Source organism: Xylanibacter sp., from assembly GCF_057607445.1.
In genome coordinates this window covers 103,148-125,386 of sequence record NZ_DBLZAX010000012.1, presented here as the reverse complement: position 1 = coordinate 125,386, position 22,239 = coordinate 103,148, and the positions used below count along the sequence as shown (strand labels likewise).

Annotated in this window: 14 protein-coding genes and 1 tRNA gene; 1 reads left to right on the top strand and 14 read right to left on the bottom strand. The window is 52.8% G+C overall.

What is annotated here, in order from left to right; genetic code table 11:
• Positions 1–200: 200 nt before the first annotated feature.
• The 14 genes from ACZMIG_RS10415 to ACZMIG_RS10350 all read right to left on the bottom strand — a co-directional run bounded on the left by ACZMIG_RS10415 (position 201) and on the right by ACZMIG_RS10350 (position 19,563).
• Entirely contained in the window at positions 201–1,364 is a 1,164-nt protein-coding gene (locus tag ACZMIG_RS10415) for a multidrug effflux MFS transporter (RefSeq protein WP_162207788.1), read from the bottom strand.
• A 288-nt stretch (positions 1,365–1,652) separates the two neighbouring features.
• Positions 1,653–1,838 (bottom strand): hypothetical protein, encoded by a 186-nt coding sequence (locus ACZMIG_RS10410; protein ID WP_302023131.1) that lies wholly within the window; start codon positions 1,836–1,838, stop codon positions 1,653–1,655.
• 516 nt (positions 1,839–2,354) lie between these two features.
• Complete coding sequence (locus ACZMIG_RS10405) at positions 2,355–2,771, bottom strand: hypothetical protein (protein ID WP_053397775.1); 417 nt, start codon at positions 2,769–2,771, stop codon at positions 2,355–2,357.
• Between the two features lie 368 nt (positions 2,772–3,139).
• Entirely contained in the window at positions 3,140–5,260 is a 2,121-nt protein-coding gene (locus ACZMIG_RS10400) for a S46 family peptidase (protein ID WP_125105410.1), read from the bottom strand.
• A gap of 111 nt (positions 5,261–5,371) precedes the next feature.
• Positions 5,372–6,871: an oligosaccharide flippase family protein gene (locus tag ACZMIG_RS10395; protein WP_053397776.1), complete on the bottom strand. Its 1,500-nt coding sequence runs from the start codon at positions 6,869–6,871 to the stop codon at positions 5,372–5,374.
• A 61-nt stretch (positions 6,872–6,932) separates the two neighbouring features.
• Positions 6,933–8,165: a nucleoside recognition domain-containing protein gene (locus ACZMIG_RS10390; RefSeq protein ID WP_021855991.1), complete on the bottom strand. Its 1,233-nt coding sequence runs from the start codon at positions 8,163–8,165 to the stop codon at positions 6,933–6,935.
• A gap of 490 nt (positions 8,166–8,655) precedes the next feature.
• Positions 8,656–9,816 carry a glycosyltransferase gene (locus tag ACZMIG_RS10385; protein WP_487889526.1) on the bottom strand — a complete coding sequence of 387 codons (1,161 nt, stop codon included), beginning with the start codon at positions 9,814–9,816 and terminating at the stop codon, positions 8,656–8,658.
• A gap of 245 nt (positions 9,817–10,061) precedes the next feature.
• Positions 10,062–11,276, bottom strand: coding sequence for an alkaline phosphatase family protein (locus ACZMIG_RS10380; RefSeq protein ID WP_487889525.1), 1,215 nt, complete (start codon positions 11,274–11,276; stop codon positions 10,062–10,064).
• A gap of 193 nt (positions 11,277–11,469) precedes the next feature.
• Positions 11,470–12,636 (bottom strand): TlpA disulfide reductase family protein, encoded by a 1,167-nt coding sequence (locus ACZMIG_RS10375; protein WP_021855994.1) that lies wholly within the window; start codon positions 12,634–12,636, stop codon positions 11,470–11,472.
• Position 12,637: 1 nt separating this feature from the next.
• Complete coding sequence (gene crcB, locus ACZMIG_RS10370) at positions 12,638–13,015, bottom strand: fluoride efflux transporter CrcB (RefSeq protein ID WP_021855995.1); 378 nt, start codon at positions 13,013–13,015, stop codon at positions 12,638–12,640.
• Between the two features lie 540 nt (positions 13,016–13,555).
• A complete protein-coding gene (locus ACZMIG_RS10365; RefSeq protein WP_487889524.1) occupies positions 13,556–14,713 on the bottom strand; it encodes a PepSY-associated TM helix domain-containing protein in 1,158 nt (385 codons plus the stop codon).
• Between the two features lie 108 nt (positions 14,714–14,821).
• A complete protein-coding gene (locus ACZMIG_RS10360) occupies positions 14,822–16,255 on the bottom strand; it encodes a DUF4374 domain-containing protein (protein WP_487889523.1) in 1,434 nt (477 codons plus the stop codon).
• Between the two features lie 59 nt (positions 16,256–16,314).
• The gene (locus tag ACZMIG_RS10355) at positions 16,315–18,705 is read right to left on the bottom strand and encodes a TonB-dependent receptor (protein ID WP_487889522.1); all 2,391 of its coding nucleotides are present in this window, start codon (positions 18,703–18,705) and stop codon (positions 16,315–16,317) included.
• 786 nt (positions 18,706–19,491) lie between these two features.
• Positions 19,492–19,563: transfer RNA gene (locus ACZMIG_RS10350), tRNA-Arg, on the bottom strand.
• A gap of 106 nt (positions 19,564–19,669) precedes the next feature.
• On the opposite strand from ACZMIG_RS10350, the gene ACZMIG_RS10345 reads away from it, so the two are divergent.
• Positions 19,670–22,165 carry a TonB-dependent receptor gene (locus ACZMIG_RS10345; protein WP_487889521.1) on the top strand — a complete coding sequence of 832 codons (2,496 nt, stop codon included), beginning with the start codon at positions 19,670–19,672 and terminating at the stop codon, positions 22,163–22,165.
• The last annotated feature ends 74 nt before the right edge of the window (positions 22,166–22,239 follow it).

The following is a 22,239-nucleotide window of genomic DNA, read 5'->3' as shown; positions in this document are numbered from 1 at the left end:
TAAAAAACGTATAACTTATGATGAACAAATGAAATTGACGATGCCAACAACCAACAGACTACATATATATAAAAGCAGGATAAGTTAATTTCAGATGTTAACAGACAAAAGCCTTCCCAAGCAACGGTCTTGAGAAGGCTTTTTTGTGTATTATAACGAACACACTGCCGGGCATAAAAATCAGCCTCAACGTAACACGCCTATGCCGCAACGGCGCGCAGCTTGCTGCTCAGCGGCAGGATAAACAGGAGGCATACAACGGCTCCGCATGCCATGACGAGGCCTGAAGTGACGGTTATGTCGCCAATGCCTACAAGCGGACTCGAAAGGGCACCGGCAACAAAGCCGGAGGCACCGAAGATGGCACTGGCAGCACCGGCATTGTCGCGCTCGCTGTCGAGGGCTATGGCCGTCAAAGGCGGCTGCATCAGTCCGAAGCATATCAGCGTGTAGATATATGCCAGCATGACTATCCAGAGGGGCATGGCCGTGTTGAGCAGGAACGCAAGCAGCAGCGTGCCGGCAAGCATGCCCAGACCGCCGAAGCGCAGGCATGTGCCCTGACTGCGGAAACGCGTGGCCATGGCGGCACCAACGCCTATCATGAGTGCGTTCAGGCCGAAGCAGAGGCTATAGCCGAGCGGCGAAAGATGATACACCTGCTGCATGATGAACGGCGAAGATGCTATATAGGCGAAGAACATAAAGAAGCACGCCATCTCGGCCATGACGGAAAGAGTGAAGCGAGAGTTGCGGAACACGCGAAACAGATTGCCGTACACCTTTATCACGCTCTTCCGTATGCGGTTGGCAGGCTGCAGCGTCTCAGGCAGAAACATACTGCACACCATGAGCACAAGTCCCACGGCAAGAATTACGGCAAAAACGCCTGTCCACGACGTAACGCCGGCCATAAGTCCGCCGACCACCGGGGCGCACACTGGTGCAATGCCGTTGATGGCGCCTAGCAGAGCCATGAAGCTGGCAAGCTCGCGGCCTGTGTACATGTCGGCCGACATGCTCTTGGCTATCACTATGCCGCCAGCGCCGGCAAGTCCCTGCAGCACGCGCATGGCGTTAAACATAAATATATCTCCCGAGAATATGCACAGCAGCGACGCCACCACAAATAACAGCATAGAGCCAACCAATATGCGCTTGCGCCCATACTTGTCGGTGAGCGGCCCTATGAACAGCTGACCGGCGGCAAGACCTATCATGCCGGCCGTGAGGCTCATGGAGGCCAGCGCGGGCGTGGTGTGGAAATAGCCTGTCATCTCCGGCAGCACCGGAAGATAGAAGTCTGTAACGAACGGACCGAAGGCCGTAAGCATGCCGAGCGTGGCAGGAATAAATACTTTCATGTTTTGTTTCATTGTTATCCTCTATTATCTTATTCGGGGGCAAAGTTAGCAAAAATGTGTGAGCCGCGAAAAGAATCACGGCAGGCTGCCGACCATGCATATACTAAACCGCAGGGTTTTATAGACCAAAAACATAGACGGATATACGAAAAATATGGACGAAGACCGAATCAGACCTGACTAATCTCAAGAGTTACGCCTGCCCTACATGCCTTTTGCCTCTGCCGCAACGACTTAGGGCAGCCATCCGTAGATAGCTCCGTGACACGTTAAGCAGGCCGAAGCCTGTCATTGTGTCACCGCAAAAATGTACGGATTTTCCGATAAAATAGAAAATAATAAGGCAGGCAGACTGCCTTCATGGTAAAGTATATTTACATTATCATGCAAAAGGTATGCTTTTGGAAAATAACTCGGCCACTTTTCAGCAGAAAACAGGCCGGTTTCATCGCACAAACAGCCCTGTTTTTTCATTGAAAAACGGGCGTTTTTGTCCCAAATCGGACAAAAATCTTTGCACAGAACGGCATCGGCGCATGTAACATACTGCTATCTAAACTTTTACGTTTGCACACGATTTTGAGCCATTTTTGCGGCCAAATGGTTTTTATTTTCAAATATCGCAGTATGAGAGCGTCAACAAAAATCAATGTGTAAGCATATCGGATATTAAGGTTACAGATGTATTTTCAAGGCGGCGGAAAGGCTGCCGGCTATGTTTTCTGCGGATTATGCGGCGATTACGGCAGAATGTCAGCGGCATAATATATCGCCAAGAGAGCTGACACAGACAGCTGCTGGACATCTGACCGGCACATGAACCATTCAATATTCTACCTTCATTCTTCAGTTAAACATAAGAACAAAGCCACACACCGGGTGAGCCCGCGGCTTTACTATAACAGGTGCAGGGAAACAAAAACCATGTATTGCACTCCTGTAAAGCACAATACATGGTTATGTATCAAGGTGAAAATACGATGAAATCGGCTATTTCACGAACTCGACACTGCCGGGAATCTTCTGCCATTTGCCTCTTACGGCAAACTTCAGCGTGCTTCCGCCCTTCTTGGTGTACGAGTAGGTGCCGTCAGAGTTGCGCTTTATCACGGCCGTGAAGTCCTCGCTGCCGTAGTCGTTGATCACTTCTATCTCGGCCTCATTCTTGCTTTTAATCTGCGACGACACGATAATCCACTTGCCCGTACTCTGCTTAGAGGCGATGAATCCGTCCACTTTGCCCAACACGGCCTGCCCCGGCACGTCCACGTTCTTGTCGTATAGATTCATCGTTATGTATATTTTATATTCGTCGTTGTGCAGGGTAACGTTGAATGTTGAGTCGGTCTGCGCCGGCAACAGCAGCGGAACGAGGCTCACGAAGAGCGCAAAAATAAGTTTTTTCATAAGTTAAAATATTGTTTCTGCAAATTTAATCAGTTACGGCCAAACTCTTCTCTCAAAACATCTAAAAAACATTATAGGCGCAAATTATTTTCGTCAGCGCGGCATTTATGGTCATAACAGGCGCACGACAGACGCATCACGGATGCGATGAAACGGCGATTTTTCTGTCTGAAGGCCTATTATCTCCGCCACAATGCGCAATAGTAACAATAAGACTTGTATCTCCCATAGACCACGAAAAGGCCCTGACCATGCCTCGCAGGCATAAGACATAAAAAAAGCGCGCCGCTTTTGCGGCGCGCCATAGCTAAATCATATGAAAGACAAATCCGTTATCACAACGGTATTTTATATTTACGCAGAGAGCATTACTCTACGTTCATTTCCTTGAGCAGACGGTCAGCGTGGCCCCACTTGTCCATCATGAAGATGACATAGCGGATGTCAACACCGATGCAGCGTGCCAGGTTCTTCTCGAAGTAGATGTCGCTTGACAGGCTGTCCCAGTTGCCGTCGAAGGCCAGACCAATGAGTTCGCCCTTGCCGTTGAACATAGGCGAGCCGCTGTTACCGCCGGTGATGTCGTTGTTTGTCAGGAAGCAGAGCTGCATCTTGCCCGTTGTCTTGTCCTGATACTTACCGAAGTCCTTGGCTGAAAGGAGTTCAGACATGATAGGCTCTGCATAATAGTCAGAGAAGTTGTCGCCGGTCTTCATCTTCTTGACGATGCTCTCGGCTGTTGTATAGTAGCCTGAAGGCGAGCCGTTCATGGTGAATCCGCCAACGCGTCCGTAGCTGAGGCGCATTGTCATGTTGGCGTCGCTGTAGTGAGGCATATCCTCCTCCATGCGCAGACGTGCGGCGCAGAGATATTTCTCCTGCAGAGCTATCGAGTCGCTGAGTGTTCCGAGAGCCTCCTTCTGGTCAGCAAGATACTTCTGGAGCGACAGTCCGAGCTGTATGCCCGGGTCTTTCTCTGTACCCTTCTTGTTGAAGTAGATCTTTGCGCCCTTCTTCATGAGGATAGACTTCTTGTAGAGATAGTCAACATAAGCCTTGCAGTTGCCCTTGAACTTCTTGTCGATTGTTGTATAGAACGACGGCAGATACTGCTTGTCTACGTGCTCGCGGTAGTTCTGGAGCAGCACAGAGAACACCTCTTTATCCAGTGCCTCGTCCCATGCGTCGCTGTTGTCCTCAAACTCGTTGTACATCTTCAGCGAGTCTTTCTCTGAGCCCTTGGCCTCCATGCCGTTGCAGTATTTGAGCGCGCGTGATGTCAGCTCGCATGTTCCGTTGAATGTCTCATACCAGTAATAGAAGGCACGCATGCGGTCGAAACGCTCGCCGTAGAGCTTAGCCATCTTGTCGAAGTCGAGCTTGCCCTGCAGGTATCCTGTCTTCTCCTGATACTGGCGGATAAGTTTCTCGTAAGCCTGTTTCTGGCCGATGATACCGATAGAATCGATACATTTGTTCATACCCATAGAGTTTTTCCAGTAGTTGGCGCTCTGTGCGTACTTAGAGTCATACTTGATGCGCACAGCCTCGTCGGCCTGCATGTGGCGCTTCATTATCTCTTGCTTTACGCCGCGCACCTGCACACGTGTTGCGTTGCCTGCGTCGCGCATCTCCTTGATGCCGTAAGAAGAGAGATAACGCTCGGTGCTTCCGGGATAACCAACAGTCATTGCGAAGTCGCCGTCCTTGTATCCGTCGAGCGAAACCTGTGCCCAGTGAGGTGCTTTATAAGGCACATTGTCCTTAGAATATTCTGCCGGGCCGTTAGTCTTCGGGTCGGCATATATACGGAACACGCTGAAGTCGCATGTCTGGCGCGGCCACATCCAGTTGTCTGTCTCGCCACCGAACTTACCCATAGACTTAGGTACGGTGAAAACGAGGCGCACGTCGGTGAACATGCGGTATGTAGTGGCAAAATACTGGTTGCCTTCATAGTACGGGTCAATCTCAACGTGAAGACCTTTGTCGGCCTGACGTGCCTCTTCTGTCATAGCGGCAGCAACAGAGTCGATGAGCTGTGTGGCCTCCTCGTCAGACAGTTTGTCTATGCCGAGAGCCTTGAGGCGCTGGCTTACGTCCTCTTGCTTAACCATGAAGCTAACGAAGAGGTTTTCGTTAGGAAGCTCTTCTTCATAGCTCTTGGCATAGAAGCCGTTGAGCATGTAGTCGTGCTCCACGGTAGAGTGGCTGCGTATTGCCTCAAAACCGCAGTGATGGTTGGTGAATACAAGGCCGTCGGGCGATACAACCACGCCCGAGCAGAAGCCGCCAAAGAGCACTACAGAGTTCTTGATGGCGTCCTTGCTGCCATAAATGTCGTTGTAAGGAAGACTGAAACCGTAAGATTTCATCTGGTCGTAAACAGCCTGTGGCAGGTTGTAGAGCGTCCACATTCCTTCGTCAGCATGAGCCATGGGGGCAGCCGCCATGAGCGCTGAAAGTAATAGAGCTTTTGCTTTTTTCATTGTGTATGTTTTAAAAGGATTAAGGATAATTGTCGATTATATTATTATATCTGTTACGGTCACTGACGTCCCGCATCGCCACAGACGGCGCAAGGGGCACCGTGCGGCACGCTACTTGCGGAAGTATTTGCCGACGACGGGAAGCCCGGAGAGCGGGAAGTCGCGCTTAACGATCATTGCCATGAACATCACTATAAGCAGTGTGTTGACGCCGAGGGCAGCCCATACGGGCAGATCGGCGTTGGCAAAGCGCATGGCAACGAACATAACGAGGGCCACGCCCACATAGAGCATGATGTCTTTGACGGGATAGGCTATCGGATAATGCTTCTGTCCTACGAAGTAAGAGAGCAGCATGGCCGTGCCGTAGCCTGCAAATCCGCCCCACGCACAGGCAATGTAGCCGAAGCGGGGCACGAATATCACGTTGACAAGGATGAGCACCAGGCAGCCTGCCCCGGAGAACCAGGCGCCCCAGATGGTCTTGTCGATGAGTTTATACCAGAACGACAGATTGAAATATACACCCATCATTATCTCTGCCGCCATCACGATGGGCACCACCTTGAGTCCGCTCCAGTAGTCGCGGCCGATGAGATGGCGCAGAATGTCCATATATCCTATCACTACGAGGAATGCCAGAAGGGTGAAGACAACAAAATACTTCATTGCCTTGGCGTAGGTTTCGCGGTTGTCCTTGTCCTTCGCCTTGCCGAACACGAACGGCTCGTAGGCATAGCGGAACGCCTGAGTTATCATGGCCATGATCATCGCTATCTTGCTGGCGGCGCCGTAGATGCCGAGCTGCGAGTGAGCGTCGGCGTTCTTGTAGATATAAGGAAAGAGTATCTTGTCGGCCGTCTGATTAAGTATTCCGGCAATGCCGAGCACCAGGATAGGCCAGCTGTAAGACAGCATGCGGCGCATGAGGGCACGGTCGAAGGTGTATTTGAAGCCCGTAAGCTCCTTTACAAGCAGGAACATTAGCGAGGCTGAGCAGAACAGGTTGATGTAGAACACATAGCCTACGCCCACCTCCGGACTGTAGATATTGCCGATGAAACCGCCGTTTCCGCCATTTTCGTAGAGCGCGGGCAGCAGCAGGAAGAACACAAGGTTGAGCGCAATGGTAAGCACGATGTTAAAGAGCTTGAGCGCGGCAAACTTTATCGGGCGCTTCTTGTAGCGCAGATATGCGAACGGGATGCACTGAAACGCGTCGAGCGCAACGGCTATTGCCATAACCCATACATATGAGGGATGCTCTGCATAGCCCATAGCCGATGAAATGGGACCTATGAACGCAAGCACCAACGCCACGAACAGGAGCGACGTGAAGCCTACTGCCATGAGCGTGGTAGAGTAAACTTTCTGCGGATTTTCGCCCTCCTTGTTGGCAAAGCGGAAGAAGGTTGTCTCCATACCGTAGGTAAGGATGACGAGCAGCAGCGCCGTATAGGCATATACATTGGTTATAACCCCGTAGCCGCCGCTTGCCGCCGAGAGCTTGGCGGTGTAGAGAGGCACGAGCAGATAGTTGAGAAAACGGCCCACGATGCTGCTCAGTCCGTAGATGGCCGTGTCTTTTGCAAGACCTTTAAGATTACTCATAATATCTAATAAGTTATATTTTCTGACATCATATTAATGCCCTTCTTACTGCCCTGCGGCATCATCCGAAGAACATATAGCATATGGCTATGGCCGCTATCACGCCGGCAAGGTCGGCCAGAAGACCGCAGGCCACGGCGTGGCGGGTGTATCTTACGCCCACGCTGCCGAAGTATACGGCAAGGATATAGAACGTGGTGTCGGTTGATCCCTGGAAGATGCAGCTCAGACGGCCCACGAACGAGTCGGCGCCGTAGGTTGTCATGGCGTCCACCATCATGCCGCGCGCACCGCTGCCCGACAGCGGCTTCATCAGTGCCGTGGGCAATGCACCCACAAAGTCGGTGTTGCCACCGCAGGCCTCAACCACCCATTTTATGCCGCCTATGAGCATATCCATGGCTCCCGAGGCGCGAAAAACGCCGATTCCAACGAGTATTGCCACCAGATAAGGTATTATCCTCACTGCCGTCGAGAAGCCGTCCTTGGCGCCTTCGATGAACGCATCGTAGACGTTCACCTTCTTTCTGACTCCTGCGAGGATGAATGTTATGATGATGGTGAACAGCAGAATGTTGGCCACCGACGTGCTAACGATGTTCATCTGCTCCTTGTCGAGTCTGCCGAAGCCCCACATCACGGCTGCCACCGCAACGCAAAGGCCGCCCAGGGTGAGCAGCATCACGCGGTTAAGCAGGTTGATGCGCTGGTACAGACTGGTGACGATGATGCCCGTCAGCGTAGAGAAGAACGTGGCAAGGAGTATGGGGATGAATATGTCCGTGGGCTGTGCCGCGCCCATCTGGGCACGGTAGACCATTATGGAAACGGGGATGATGGTTAGCCCCGACGTGTTGAGCACGAGGAACATTATCATCGGATTCGTTGCCGTGTCCTTCCTTGTGTTGAGCGTCTGCATCTGTTCCATGGCCTTGAGGCCGAGCGGAGTGGCAGCATTGTCGAGGCCGAGCATGTTGGCGGCTATGTTCATGAATATGCTGCCCGTAACGGGATGGCCCTTCGGTATGTCGGGAAAAAGGCGCGTGAACACCGGACTAAGCACCCTTGCCAGCGCATTGACCACGCCGCCGCGCTCGCCTATCTTCATTATGCCGAGCCACAGCGACAGCACGCCCGTAAGGCCGAGGGATATCTCGAAGGCCGTCTTGGACGAGGCAAACGTGGAGTTCATTATTTCGGGAAACACCTCGGTGTCGCCCATCACCACAAGCCTGAACAGGGCTATGACGAAGGCAACCACGAAAAATGCTATCCAAATATAATTCAGTACCATATAGTCTGCAAAAATAAGATTTTTATCCGGCTTTGCAAAAAGTTATGCCTTTTAATACATTTTTTCACGCTCTTTCGTCCGTCTGCGCGGCTTTTTTGCCACATGGAGGTTTCATCGGCGCCGCCACGGCGCATCACATGGGGCACAGAACGACAACTGATGAGCGCATGGCCCGAACGGACGAAAAGCCGGGATATATGTAAATATTTTTTATCATGCCGCAGACGGCTTTGCAAAAGGCCATGTTTCGCGCTGCAAAAGATGCCCTTTCAGCGCCCGAAAGGGCACCTTTCAGAGGCTAAAAGACGGTCTTTTGGAAAGCCGTCTGTAACTGTCTGAAAGACAAGGCGTTGCCGACGGCACCATTGTCCGCCCGGCAACGCCTTAGAATGTGTGTCATAAATAGTATAGAAATAAAGGTTTTTGCTGTATCATGTATGCCGCCACGGGCGTCGTCACGACGCAGACGGCTGTATAATAATCCTTGAAATCATGCCGAGAGCATGCCTCCGCGACGGCGCACGAGATGCATGTAGCGGTCGTAGACCTCGTCGGCTATGTCCTGCCATGAGCGTGCCAGCGTGGCGCGTGCGTTATCGCCGGCTGCACGGCGCAGGCGTTCGTCGGCAAGAATCTGCACCAGGCGCTCCGTGAAGCCCTGTTCGTCGGCACTGCACAAAAAGCCGTTCACGTTGTCTCTTATCACGCTTGCAGCCGTCGAGCCTTGCGCCATGAGCGACGGCGTGTGCATGGCTGCAGCCTCGCGCACCACGAGCGGGGCGTTGTCGTAGAGCGACGGGAAGAGGAACACGTCGGCTGCGGCATAACAGCGCTTAAGCTTCTCGCGGTCGGTTATCTGTCCGAGGAACGTCACTCTGTCGTCAAGTCCCTTTGACTGCACCATCTGCCGCAGTTCGCCGGCGGCATATCCCGTGCCAATGAAATACATGTGCCATGAGCGGTCGCGCATGTTGGCGAGCGAACGGATGATGAGCTGCGGATTCTTCTCATAGATATGCTGCCCCACGAAGAGCAGCACCGGCTCGCAGCATCCTGCCCCGAGCATCGCGCGGCCTTCGCTCCTGAGCAGGTCTGTGCGTGTGTCGGCGGCAAAGTCGTTGCCGTTGTCCACCACTTCCACCCTGCCCTTGTAGCCATATTCGCGCAGAGTATCCTCGACAGATGCCTGCGGAATCCACACCTCGTCGGCCTGACTGTAGAAGTCGACGACGTTTTTCACCATATAGTCGACAACCATCCTGTTTGGTATGGCGCGCTCAAAGTCGGCCCGGTATTTAGAGTGGAACGTGGCAACGATGGGGATGTTCTGCTCGCGCGCAATCTTCAGCGCCAGCCTGCCCGACGAAAACGGACTGTGGGCATGCACCAGCGAGAAGCCGACTTTGCCTATACGGGAGCGGAAAGGCAGGTCGACACGCGGGAAACCCATGCGGTAAGGCTTGCGCATGGGTATGGGCAGAGAGAAGTAATTGTAAACGGGAAACTCCTCATCATACACCGTACCGGGCACCGAAGGCGTCACCACGCACACATTGTTGCACTTGCGGTTGAGCCACCGCGCATAGTTCTGCACCGTTACAGACACCCCGTCCATTATCGGCGGAAAGCAGTCGTTGAAAATTCCGAGCATCTTTTATATGTTTTATCTTGTTATGCCGCAAAGTAACAAAACACTGATTACTCCGGCGTTGCTATCGTCTGACAATAACGTTTCAATGTGTTTACCTTTGTGTTACTTGATGTCTCAATGCCGTTCAATGCCCGTTCAGCGTGCTTATTCTGTCCTTCACGGTTGACATTCACGGCACCTGACGGAATAAAAAAAGCGGAGGCGTGCCGCCGCACTGCCTCCGCAAAGAATATATGTATATGATCTTATTGTCCAACCGGCGCGAGCAGGTCTGCCACGTCGCCTATGTTGCCGTCGCAAGGGGCAGGCTCTATGCCCAGCAGACGCGACAGAAGAGGATATATGCAGGTGTTGTCGAACATGGCGGTCTTCACATATCCGTGCTTGAAGTCGGGCCCCTCGGCACGGAAGGGCACGTTAAGTTCTGAGTTGTAGGGGTCGAATCCGTGGTTGCCGGGTATCACCCTGCCGTCTTCCGACACCACCCAGCCCACGTCAGGCATTACCACTATCGGCGCAATGTTGCGGTTGGTGCCGTAATGGAAGCACTCGGGCACTTCATCTTTCTTCCACGTCCGTATGTGCGCCACGCCCCTCAGGGCATTCATTATGTCGTCTTCGTGGCCCTTCTTCGGGAATATCAGCGTGGGCAGGTCTGCCATGACGCGCTCACACCATTCGGGTTTCAGATATTCTGAGAGGCGTATTATGCGCTCGGGCGATGTGGATGCCATGCCGTGGTCGGACGTAACAATGAAGTTGATGTCCTGTCCGCAGGGCAGCGCGCGCAGCCTTTTGTACAGGCTGCACATCAGCGAGTCGAGCTCCTCGACGGCCTTACGCGTCTGCTTAGATGCCGGTCCGTACGAGTGTCCGCTGTGGTCGGGCTCGTTAAAGTATATCATCACGAGCTGCGGACGCACGCTGTCGGGCAGCGTCAGCAGGCGTTCAGCCTCGTCAAGGCGTTCGGGAAAGGTCAGCAGAGGCTTCTTTGCGTAGTCCTTGTAGTAGTCGGGATACATGCCTTTGATGGCCACATCAGAGCCTGGCCAGTAGACAACGCCCACCTTTACGCCCTGCCGCTTTGCCGTGAGCCATATCGGTTCGCCTCCATAGAACGAGCCGTCCTTGCTCGTTGCCTTGTCGCTTATGCTGTAGGTGCGGCCCGAAGCCACGTCATAAAACCTGTTGGCTATTATTCCGTGATGGTCGGGCACGAGTCCTGTGGCAAGCGTATAGTGGTTGGGAAATGTCTTCGAGGGGAACGACGGGCGCATAACGGCGCTAACGCCGCGGCTTCCGAGCGAGTCGAGAAACGGCGTGTCGTACATCATCGGATAGTCCCAGCGGCATCCGTCGAGCGACACTATCACCGTGTAATGACGCCCGGCGCACAGCCTTACGGCTGCAAATGCGAGCAGCAGGAAGGTAAGCAAGCTAATTTTTCTAAAGTTCTTCATCTCTATTATCACGTATTTATAAATGTTGAATGTCATCATGCACACGGCGGGGGCAAAGCCTCAACGCTCTGTTATAATTTAAGGCGGGTTCTATAAATCCGGCTTCCGATGACTGTCTTGGCTGCTGTCATGCTGTCTATTCCGAATTTATAGAACCCGCCTGTATTCTTTTGCCTTGGCCTTACCTCTGATATCAGTTAAGCAGGGCGTTTATCTCGGCGTCTATGTCAGTTATCTGCGAGTCGCGCTTCTTCACCTCGTTGTTGCGGTCTATGAGGAAGAAGGTTGGTATGCTGCTCACGTTATAAGCGGCAAGGTTCTGCGACTGCAGTCCCTGCGGGTCTCTTACGCTTATCCAGGGCAGTGCGGCAGTCTGCGTTTTCCAGAAGTGTTCGTCCGGATCGAACGCCACCTGATAGATCTCGAAGCCGCGGTCGTGATATTTGTTATACAGCTCGCGCATCTCCATTATACGTTTCGTAGAGCCGTTTGAGCCGAAGACATGGAAGTCGAGCATCACCACCTTGCCCTTCAGGTCGGTCAGACTGCGGCGGTTGCCCTGATTGTCGAGCAGCGAGATGTCTATGATGTTAGACACGTTCACCTTGCTGGCGTCGATGTTCTGGGCTGCCATCTTGTTGCGCATGATGCGCACGTTCTTCATGCCTTCAATGGCTATGTTGTGCAGGTTCTTGCCTCTCAGGGCGTCGGGATGATAAGTGTCCCAGCTTGTTGCCACGGCTGCAAACACCTTAACGTCGTCGGCATTCTCGCGCGGGTTGAATATCAGCATGTTGCCGAGCGTCTGGAACAGGGCGAAATACGACGATGCGCGCATCGGTGCCTTATAGATATAGTTGCGCTTTATGTCTTCCTTATATGCAGCCACGAGCTTTCCGATGCTGTCGCGCGTAAGGTCGTAGCCCAGGTTGGGGTTGTTCTGTACGGCTATCACGCGGTTCTGCAGGTCTATCTGCTTCAGGGCGAGCTCTCTGATGGTGGCACATTCGGCCGAGCCGTCAACGGTATATCCCGTTGCCATAGAGGGATACGACGCCTTTACGTCAACCGTCTCGGTTGAGTCAACGCTGAGGTTGATTATCTGTCCGGCTATTCTGAGCCTGTAGAACTCGGGAGCATCGGGAGCCTTTCCGCTGAAGCTGAAGGCACCTTTGTCGTCGAGCTTAACCGAATCGACCACCACCGGTCCGTCGAGACTCATGTTCTCAAGATACAGCACAGAGTCTTTGGCCTCGGTGACAGTTCCGTTTATATGAAACTTCTTGTTGTTGCAGGAGGTCAGCATGGCCGCCATGAGGGCCAGCGTGCACAAGCATAATGATGAAAACGTCTTCTTCATTTTATATTAGTTTTATTATTTGCAATCCGGCAAACACGGCCAGCAGTCCCAGCGCCACGCTGCCGCCGACATAAAGGGCCATCATGGCCGCGCTGTCGGCACGCAGGAGCGAGAGCGACTCGTTCATGAACGTGCTGAACGTGGTGAATCCTCCGCAGAAGCCTACCGTGAGGAGAAGCTTCAGCGCAGGGCTTATACTGATGTTGTTTTCCGCAAGTCCGTAGACCATGCCTATCAGCAGGCATCCCAGAATGTTGACCGTCATGGTGCCGAAGGGGAAATTAGACAGTGCATTGTCCTGCACAAGCTTCGACAGCAGATAGCGGGCCACGCTGCCGCAGGCTCCGCCCAAGGCCACTAAAAGTATATTTTTCAACATGCTTGCAAAGTTAATGCAAGTTGAGTGAAATACAAAATAAAAGGGCGTGAAACAGTCTTTTATTTTTATTTCCGAGACGAAGCTTAACTTATTCAAAGTTAATGCAAGTTGAGTGAAATACAAAATAAAAGAACGTGAAACAGTCTTTTATTTTTATTTACGGACAATACTTCCATTATAAAAAAGCCATGTGGAAAACAAAAAAAGGCCTGTAAAGCCGCAAACGCCAAAAATCTGTAAGCAAAACTTGCCTTAATGCTTACAGCATCTGCCGCCGACATATCTACAAAAGAAAACCGTTAAGCAAAACAAAGCATATTGCTTACAATATAAAAGGTCATCTTTCAGACGGCAAAAGACGGCCTTTTAGACGGCAAAAGGTGGCCTTTTGGAATGCAAAAGACCACCTTTCATCTTATATATATCTGTCCGCCGGACAATTGTGCCTATGCCATGACATCAGGACGCGGCATAAACCAACCGTCCGGCCGCCTACATTAACTCAATACATACGCCCAGTTTGCGCCATCCAAGACATCATCATCGCACACGGCAGCGCAGGCGGCGTATCCACAGATAATAGCCCGTAAGGGGCAGCGTGGCGCCAAACAGGGCGGCGACGAACCACAGCAAGCGCGTGAGCATACCGCCCCACGTGCCCATGTGGACAGACATTATCCAGCCGCGCAGCTTTGACGACCTTGCCGAGTCGGCGTAGGGCGACGCCGACGTTATGCTGCCCGCCGACTTGTCGAACGTATATTTGTCGGCAGCACGCTGGTTGCCAAGTCCTCCGAAAGCCACCTCGGCCGTACCGTCCGACACGGTTATCTGCTCATATTCGGGGTTGCGGGCGCGCAAGGCGTCATAGGCAGTCTGCCACATGGCACACGCGGCAGCATCATTCCGGCCCTTTTCACGGGCACCTTCAGCCCTATTCCTGTCTCCTTTCGCCTTGCTTTTTTCCTTCTTCGCCTGCTCGGCATACGCCACGGCACCGCTCTTGGGCACCTCGCTGACGCCGAAGAGGGCATAGAAGCCCCTGCTGTACCACTGGAACGACCACGTAAGTCCGGTAAGAGCCATGACGAGCAACAGCAGCAGGGCATACATTCCGCCTGCCACGTGCAGGCCTCGCCACAACAGATGGCGGCCCTTCGATGCGGTTATCTTCAGACTGTTGCGCAGCATGCGGCGCGTCTTAGGCCACCATATCACCACGCCCGACAGCAGCACCAGCACAAAAACAATGGTGGATATGCCCACAACGGTGCGGCCCCAGAACACTCCGCCGCTGTCGTCACGACTGTCTAACAGCCAGCGGTGAAGCTTCAGCATCGTAGCGAAAAACGCCGGACGCTCATACAGCCCCTTCACCTCGCCCGTATACTGGTCTACATACACGGCAGCGCGGCGCGGCTTTGAGAGATTTACCTTGCATGCCATCTCAGGGTCGGCATACATCGTTACGCCCGTAACCCTTACGTCTTCGGGCAGCGTCTGCTCAACGCTCCTCACGAGACTTTCTATCGGCAGCGCCGTGTGCTGAGGTCTGTCTACATACAGCACGTCGTGCCTGAGCAGCTTAACGGCCTCGGGCTCTAACACAAGCATGGCGCCCGAGAAGCATATCAGCGTGACTATGATGCCGAAAGGCACCGAAAGCCACAAGTGAAACTTTAAGAAAATCTTTTTCATATACTATTATTCAACGTCATTTTTGTCAAATTATTATCTGCCGGAACATGCTAAGATGCACTCCGGCAGACCTCCGCCTGCATGACGGCGACATATCATCAGCACTGCTCAGTCAATGCGTCCTACGGCCGTCACTGTGGTTGCACCGCTGACGGTGAGCCCCTTTGTGGCCGCACCTGTGGCAGGATCAATCTTCCATATGGCAGGATAGCCCGACCCGGTGTTCACCGACACATAGGCATATCCGTCGGCCATGTAAGGCGTTGAGCCGAAGCCTGACACGTCAGAGGGCAGGCCCGTGACATCGGTCAGAGTCTTTGCCGACGCATTGAACACGGCAAGGCGGTTGGCAGTCTTGTCCGATGAGGTTATCGGGGCATCATACATAAGGAACAGAAAGCTGTCGCCGCCGATATACCAGCTGCGCAAAAGTCCGTTGGGCGACAGCTGCTCAAGGTTGCAGTAATAGTCGTCAAAGTCCTCGGTCGACGTGTCTATGCGCACCACTCCTGCCGGCAGCGTGGTCTGCTGGCGTGCATCGGCCATCGTCTTGGCATAACTGGGCGATATGACGTAGACATACCGGCCGTCGTCCGTTGCCCATACCATCTGATAATACTGCGACTTGTTGCGTCCGCAGGCATAACTTATCTTGTCGGTCTTTATCAGTTTCTTCTCTTTCAGTGTCCTGTCGGCAAACACAGCCACCCAACATTCGTCGGGCCACTGGGTCCATTGCAGTTCGTCTTTGTCGTAAGCGCCGCTGTTTGTGCCGCCGCTCTCGGTCTTGATAAGGTCTTCATAGCCCGGGCGCACCCACTTATACTGAGTGCGGGCATCGTCTGTAAACTGCTGACAGCCATACTGCGACAGTCCCATCGGCACGGCTGCGCTGTATATCTTGCTGCCCACCTGCTCCAGTCCGGCAAGAGTTACATACTCGCCGTTGCCCAGAAAGTTCTCGCAGATATAGTCTTCATCGGCCACGGAAGTATCGTTGCCGTCAGTAGCAACGGTGTTCGACTCGAATGTCTCGCTGTCAACATCGAGATAAGACACCTTGAACGCCTGCGGCAGATAGCCCGTAACGGGGTCGGCCCATGCCGCGTTGCCGTCGCCGCTCGACGTCGTCATGATGTAGTTGTCATACAGGCCGTAGGTGGTGAAGCGCGTAACGTAATACTCCTTGGCACGCTGCTCAAGCGCACCTGTAGCGCTGTTGCGCACATAAGAGTAGGTTGTGCCGCTCTCGCCCTGATGATAGTTGAGCGCATAAAGATACTTGCGGCCGTGGAACACCCAGTAGGTGGCGCCGTCGTTGGCAAGTCCCGAAGGCGTTATCTCGCCCTCAAGCGACGCTGCCGAGGTGAGGATGTTGGCCGTGGTGTTAGAGCCTGTGACTGTGGTTGCTATCACATAAGGGTTCGTAATGCCTGAAGCTGCACCTCCGCCATCGTCAGCGGCATCGTCAGAACATGACGCAAAGAAAACTCCGGACGCAGCAATGGCCAGCATTCCGGCAAGGAAACGGTTCTTATTCATTTGTCTTAAATTTATTATTTAGTTTAACTTTATCGTTTATCCTTCGTGTAACCGGCATCTCATCTGCCTAAATATATCCTCACCTTGCCGTAGAATGCGCGCCCCGCCTTTTGCAGACTGAAGTTGTCGTAGAGCTTCTCATTGGTGAAGTTGCGGCACTCAAGCGACACGTTGTAGCGTCCGCGGCACATGCTGTAGGTAAGAGTGAGGTTGTGGGAGAACTGCGTAGGCACCATATAGTCGCTCAGATTGACGGCCTGCACGCCTTCGGAATAGTAACAGAAGCTGTGCAGATACTGGTTGTCGTAGGTCACTGTGAGCATGTTTCCTTCTTTCAGAAGGTCGTGCCAGTAGAAGTTTACGTCGGCATCGGCAAACTGCCATGGCACGTTTGGCATGCGCGACTTATACACGGGATTGGCCACCGAGGTGCTGCCCACCATTATCTTCTCGTTGTCGCGCACGTCCATGCGGGTGAAGTTGCCGCCAATGCTGAGCCAGCGGCCCATGGTGTAGCGTGCCGAAAGGTTGAATCCGGTTGTCTTCACCTTGCCGTAGTTCTCATAGTAGGCACCCTCGCGGTTGCCGCTGAGCTCGGCAATGCTGCGCTGGATGTAGTCGCGCGTGTCGCGGTAGACCAGTCCGCCCTCCACGTAAAGCGAGTGACTACCGAACGACTTGCTCCAGCTGAGACTGAGATTGACGTTGTCGCTGCGCTCAGGACGTATGAGCACGCTGCCCGTCTCGAGGTCTTCGTCGCCGAACATCTCCTCTATCGTGGGCAGGCGGCAAGCCTTTTCATACGACAGCTTGGCCTGCAGTCCGTCAGCGATGAAGCAGGTTCCGGCCGCGCCATAGCCCCAGGAGTCTATCGTACGGCTGGTTCTTACATAGCTGCTTGCGTTCTCGTCGACAGCCACCGGCCCCGACACATACTGGCGGTAGTACTTGCCGAAGAGCGAGATGTTCCACTTTTCCGAAGGCAGGAGTCTGTATGAGAGTCCGGCTATGTTCTTTCTCATTTCCTTGGATATGGGGTCTTTGTCCTCACGTCCGTACAGAAGCGACGTGTTGTCGCGGCTAAAGGCATTGAACACGTTGTTGAATGTCAGCGTGTGCATCCTCGCTATGCGGTATGTTATGTTGAGAGTGGCATTCCAGTTGTCGTTGTCTGCCCTCGAGTAGAGATACGACTGCTCTCCCGGAGAACTTGTGCGCTGCCGCTCGCCGAGCCAGTTGTAGCGGTAGCTTGCCGTGTCGACGTTGGTGGTTGAGTTGCGGTTATAGTTGGCTGTGGCCACGAGGCTGAGCCCCTTGACAAAAAGGTCGCGCTTTGAATACTCGATCGACGGCATGAGCGAATAGCCGTGGCGGTGTTTCTGTCCGTACACCGTCTTCTGTCTTACGCCTGTCTGTATCTCCTTGTACATGTGCGAATAGGTGAAGCCGAACATCAGCCTGTCGGCCCAGCTCTTGTCTGTCAGTCCGAACTTTGCCACCACTGCCTCGTTATGATAGGTGTCGTTGAAGCGCTTTACGCTGTAGAGCGTCTTTGTATCAATGCTCTGCGAGCCGAAGTCGAGCACCGGAGCATCAACTCGGTAGCTGTTGTCGGAGTAGTTCTGAAAGGCGTTTATCTCATAGGTAAAGCCGTTCTTGAACGTCTGTCCGAAGTTTATGTACGACTTATGTGTATTGAATGAGCCATAAGAGTAGGATGCGTCAAGAAACCAGCTGCGGCGCTTGCGGTTGGTGACGATGTTGACAACGCCGCCTATGGCATCGGTGCCGAAGCCCACGGGCACCACGCCCTTGTAGACCTCTATGCGGTCGGCAAAGCTCACGGGTATGTTGTTCAGCCCGAACGAGCTGCCCACGCCTTCCTGCGGCACGCCGTCGATGAATATCTTTACGTGCTTGCCGCTGAAGCCGTCGAGCATGAGGTTCATGTCGGAACCTACTCCGCCTGACTCCCTGAGCTTTAGTCCGGGTGTCTTGGCGAGGGCCTCGCTCAGCGTCTTGGTAGTGTTGAGCATGTCCTTGGTGTCTACAGCCACGGCGTTGTAGGCTGAGTTTTTCACTCTGCTTACGCCTGCCGACACCACCGAAACCTCATCGAGCTGTATGGCATCTTCCTTCATCATGACGTTCAGCTTCTGCCTTACGCCTGCCTCGATGGCGACGGTCTGCTCCACGGTCTTGTATCCTACGGCCGACACCACAAGGCTGTAGCGCCCTGCCGGGGCGGTTATATGATATACGCCCTGCATGTCTGTATGGCCGCCGTATGATGTGCCCTTCAGCCTGACCGTGGCGTATTCCACTGCCTGCTTGCCGTCTGTTACTATCTTTCCCGATATTGTTCCGCTGCCGCCTGTCTGCGCATGCAGTGTAAGCGATATAAGAACATTAATTAAAATAAGCGTTAATCTAAAGCCTTTTGCTTTCACTTTGACAAGTATTTTCGTTAATAAATAAAACCGCTGCAAAGTTAATTGTAAATAAAAATGCCTGCAATAGCAAAAAATCGGTATTTTTATGGCCCTGCAGAGGCACACACTTGCCGGGGCGGATAATAATTTATGGGTATTCAGGACGACGGAACGAAAAGATGTTAAATAAGTTAATTGGCTATGCCAAGACAGCCGTATTTTTGAAAGCGGAACGTATTTTGGCATGAAAAACACGAAAAAACGGCATGTTTTATAACACCTTATTAATCAGCACATTACGCAAACGGCATGACAAATGGCACGAAACGGCAATGCGAAAGGCCACCTTTTGCAAGGCGAAAGGATAGCTTTCAGGGCGTAAAAGGATGCCTTTTGCAGCATAAGAGCATGGCTTTCTGACTGAAAAACGGGGCGAAAATCAATGAAAGAATGATGAGCTTGGGGAATTTCTGACCATAAACGGCATGACGGACATGACAAAACGGACATTAGAGCGGCAAGACACGGCCCCGTGAAACGCCGAAACGCGCTCCGCGATGTGTTAAAACAAAAGGCAGAAATCGGCCTCAACGTTAAAATATCATAATGTTATGACACAATTAAGCGGCTGTTGCGTATATATAAAGCGGAGGCACAACGCATCTGCCGCAAGGCCCTCGCCTGCCGCTCATGCCTACGCCCCGGCTGCCTGACGGCACGCGGGCCAGAGCGGCTACGACATGCACATATACGGCAGGGCGGCAAAACAAAAAAGCGGCAACCGCATGGATGCCGCTCTGAAAGTGGTCTCACCGAGAATCGAACTCGGATCTAATCTTTAGGAGAGACTTGTTCTATCCATTGAACTATGAGACCAATCCGACTGCAAAGTTAGTCAGTTTATGACGTAAAACCAAATAAAATGTGAAAAATCATATTAACAATTAAACTTTTCACGCTTAAAAACATCACAATAGGTGTTATGAAGAAACTTATTATTTTTAGTCTGTTAGTATTATACGCCGCCATATGCCATGCGCAAGGCAGCGTAAGGGGAAAGGTTGAGGATACACAGACGGGAGAGGCTATGCCCTTCGTCAACGTTGCTGTGTATAACCGTGCAACATCAAAATTCGTAAAAGGTGCCATCTCAGACGAGAAAGGCCTGTTCTACATCGACAAGCTGCCTTATGGCAACTACACCGTGAAGCTTACCTACATAGGCTACACCACGGTTGAAAAAGCGTTCAGCGTAGTTGAGAACAAAAGGCACATGAACTTTAAGAAGATCTACATGAACGACGACAGCCAGACGCTCGAAGAGGTTACGGTGACGGCACAGAGGCCTACAATGAGGCTCGAGGTTGACCGCAAGTCGTTCGACGTTTCGCAGGACATCACCAATGCCGGAGGCGACGCCACAGACGTGCTGGAGAACATCCCGTCGGTAGAGGTTGACACTGACGGCAACATATCGCTGCGCGGCAACACCAGCGTGGAGGTGTGGATCAACGGAAAGGCAAGCGGACTGACGAGCGACAACCGTGCCGAAATCCTTCAGCAGCTGCCTTCTGAGAGCATCGAGAGAATAGAGGTGATAGACAACCCGTCGGCAAAATTCAGCGCCGAGGGAAGCGCCGGCATCATTAACATCATACTTAAGAAGAACCGCCAGGCAGGATACTACGGCTCTGTGCAGGCAGGAGGAAGCACGCGTGGAAGCGCCAACGTGAACGGCAACATCAACTTCAACATCGGACGCTTTGAGGGATACGCCAGCCTGGGCTACCGCCACCGCAGCAACGACGGCGGCTCGATGAGCTATCAGGAGTATCTCAACACCAACGAATATCAGTCGTACACGGCCGACAACGACCGCATGGGCAACAATATGTTCGCACGCGCCGGACTAACCTTCCGCGCAACCGACAAGGACGAGTTCACACTGAGCGGAATGACAATGGTCGGCGGACACAAGAACGGAGGCACAACGCCGTATCACTATGGTACGATAGGCGCACCGCAGGACAGCTACATCATGCTGCGCCGCTCGTCGGGAAGCTCTGACATGAACATGTACTACGGCGAGTTCAACTACCGCCACAACTTCACCGACAAGCATTATCTCGACTTCACCGTCGACTTCAACAAATGGAAGATGGACCAGAGCAACATCTACCAGGACAGCACCACATATATCGACGAGCCGCTGCCCACAGAATACGACTACCAGAACCGCCCGATGCTGATGAACAACAGGTCGTGGGAGGTGAAACTCGACTACGAGAACCCCATAACCGACAAGATTATGCTTCAGGCAGGATACCAAGGCAACTTCAGCCGCGAGAACTCTCCGCAGGAGTCTTTTATCGACGACACGTCATGGGACGGCGTAAACCAAGTGGAAGACCAGGCTTACTATAACCGCTTTATCTACAACATGGACCTGCACGCGCTCTATGCAACAGCAACGATGAAGTTCGGTAAGTTCGGCGTAATGGCCGGTCTGCGCGGCGAATACTGGCGCGTGAACACCGAAAGCTACACCTACGAGCAGGAACACGACCCATCGAAACGCGACAATCCGTTCAAGAAAGACTACTTCGAACTGTTCCCGAGCGTGTTCCTCTCTTATCAGCTCGACGAGACACAGCAGCTGCAGCTCAACTATACACGCCGTCTGCGCCGTCCGTGGGGAGGCCAGCTCAACAGCTTCAAGAACACACGCGACGCATCGATGATATCGTTCGGTAACCCCGAACTTACTCCTGAGTTCAGCAACTCGTTCTCGCTCAACTACCTGAAGACATGGGACGCTCACTCAATGCTTGTCAGCGCATACTATCGCCCCACAAGCGACGTCATACAGCAGATAAAATATCAGAGCAGCACGGACAACATGATGTATCAGACATACATGAACGTGTCTAACAGCCTGAGCACCGGTCTCGAACTGGTATTGAAGAACAGAATATGCCGCATACTCGACCTCACCACCACGGCAAACGCCTACTACTACAAGCTCGACGGCTTTACATACGACGTGGACGGCCAGACCGTTACAGGCGAGAGCAACAACAACTTTACATGGAACGCACGCATGCAGGCTTCGCTGATGCTGCCCTGGGACATATCTCTGCAGCTGTCAGGACGCTACCGCGCACGCCAGGTGATCACACAGGGATACCGCAAGGCCAACTTCAGCATGGACCTGGGTCTGCGCAAGACATTCCTCGACAAGAAGCTGACGCTCGCCATCAACTGCCGCGACCTGCTTAACTCGCGCAAGTTTGAGAACTACACAAGCTCAGACACCTTCACACGCTATCAGAAAAACTGGAGAAGCGGACGCACCGTGAACCTCTCGCTGACATGGAACTTCGGTAATATGAAGGCAAAGGCACCTAAGAAGAAGGTCAACAACAGCGCCAACGAAGGCTCTGAGAACATGAACGGAATGGAGAACGGATACGAATAGACCAGACCAATAAATAGTTTAAGTTATTTATAACGCAACACATCGCAGTGCGACCGGCCGTCAGAATCTATCAC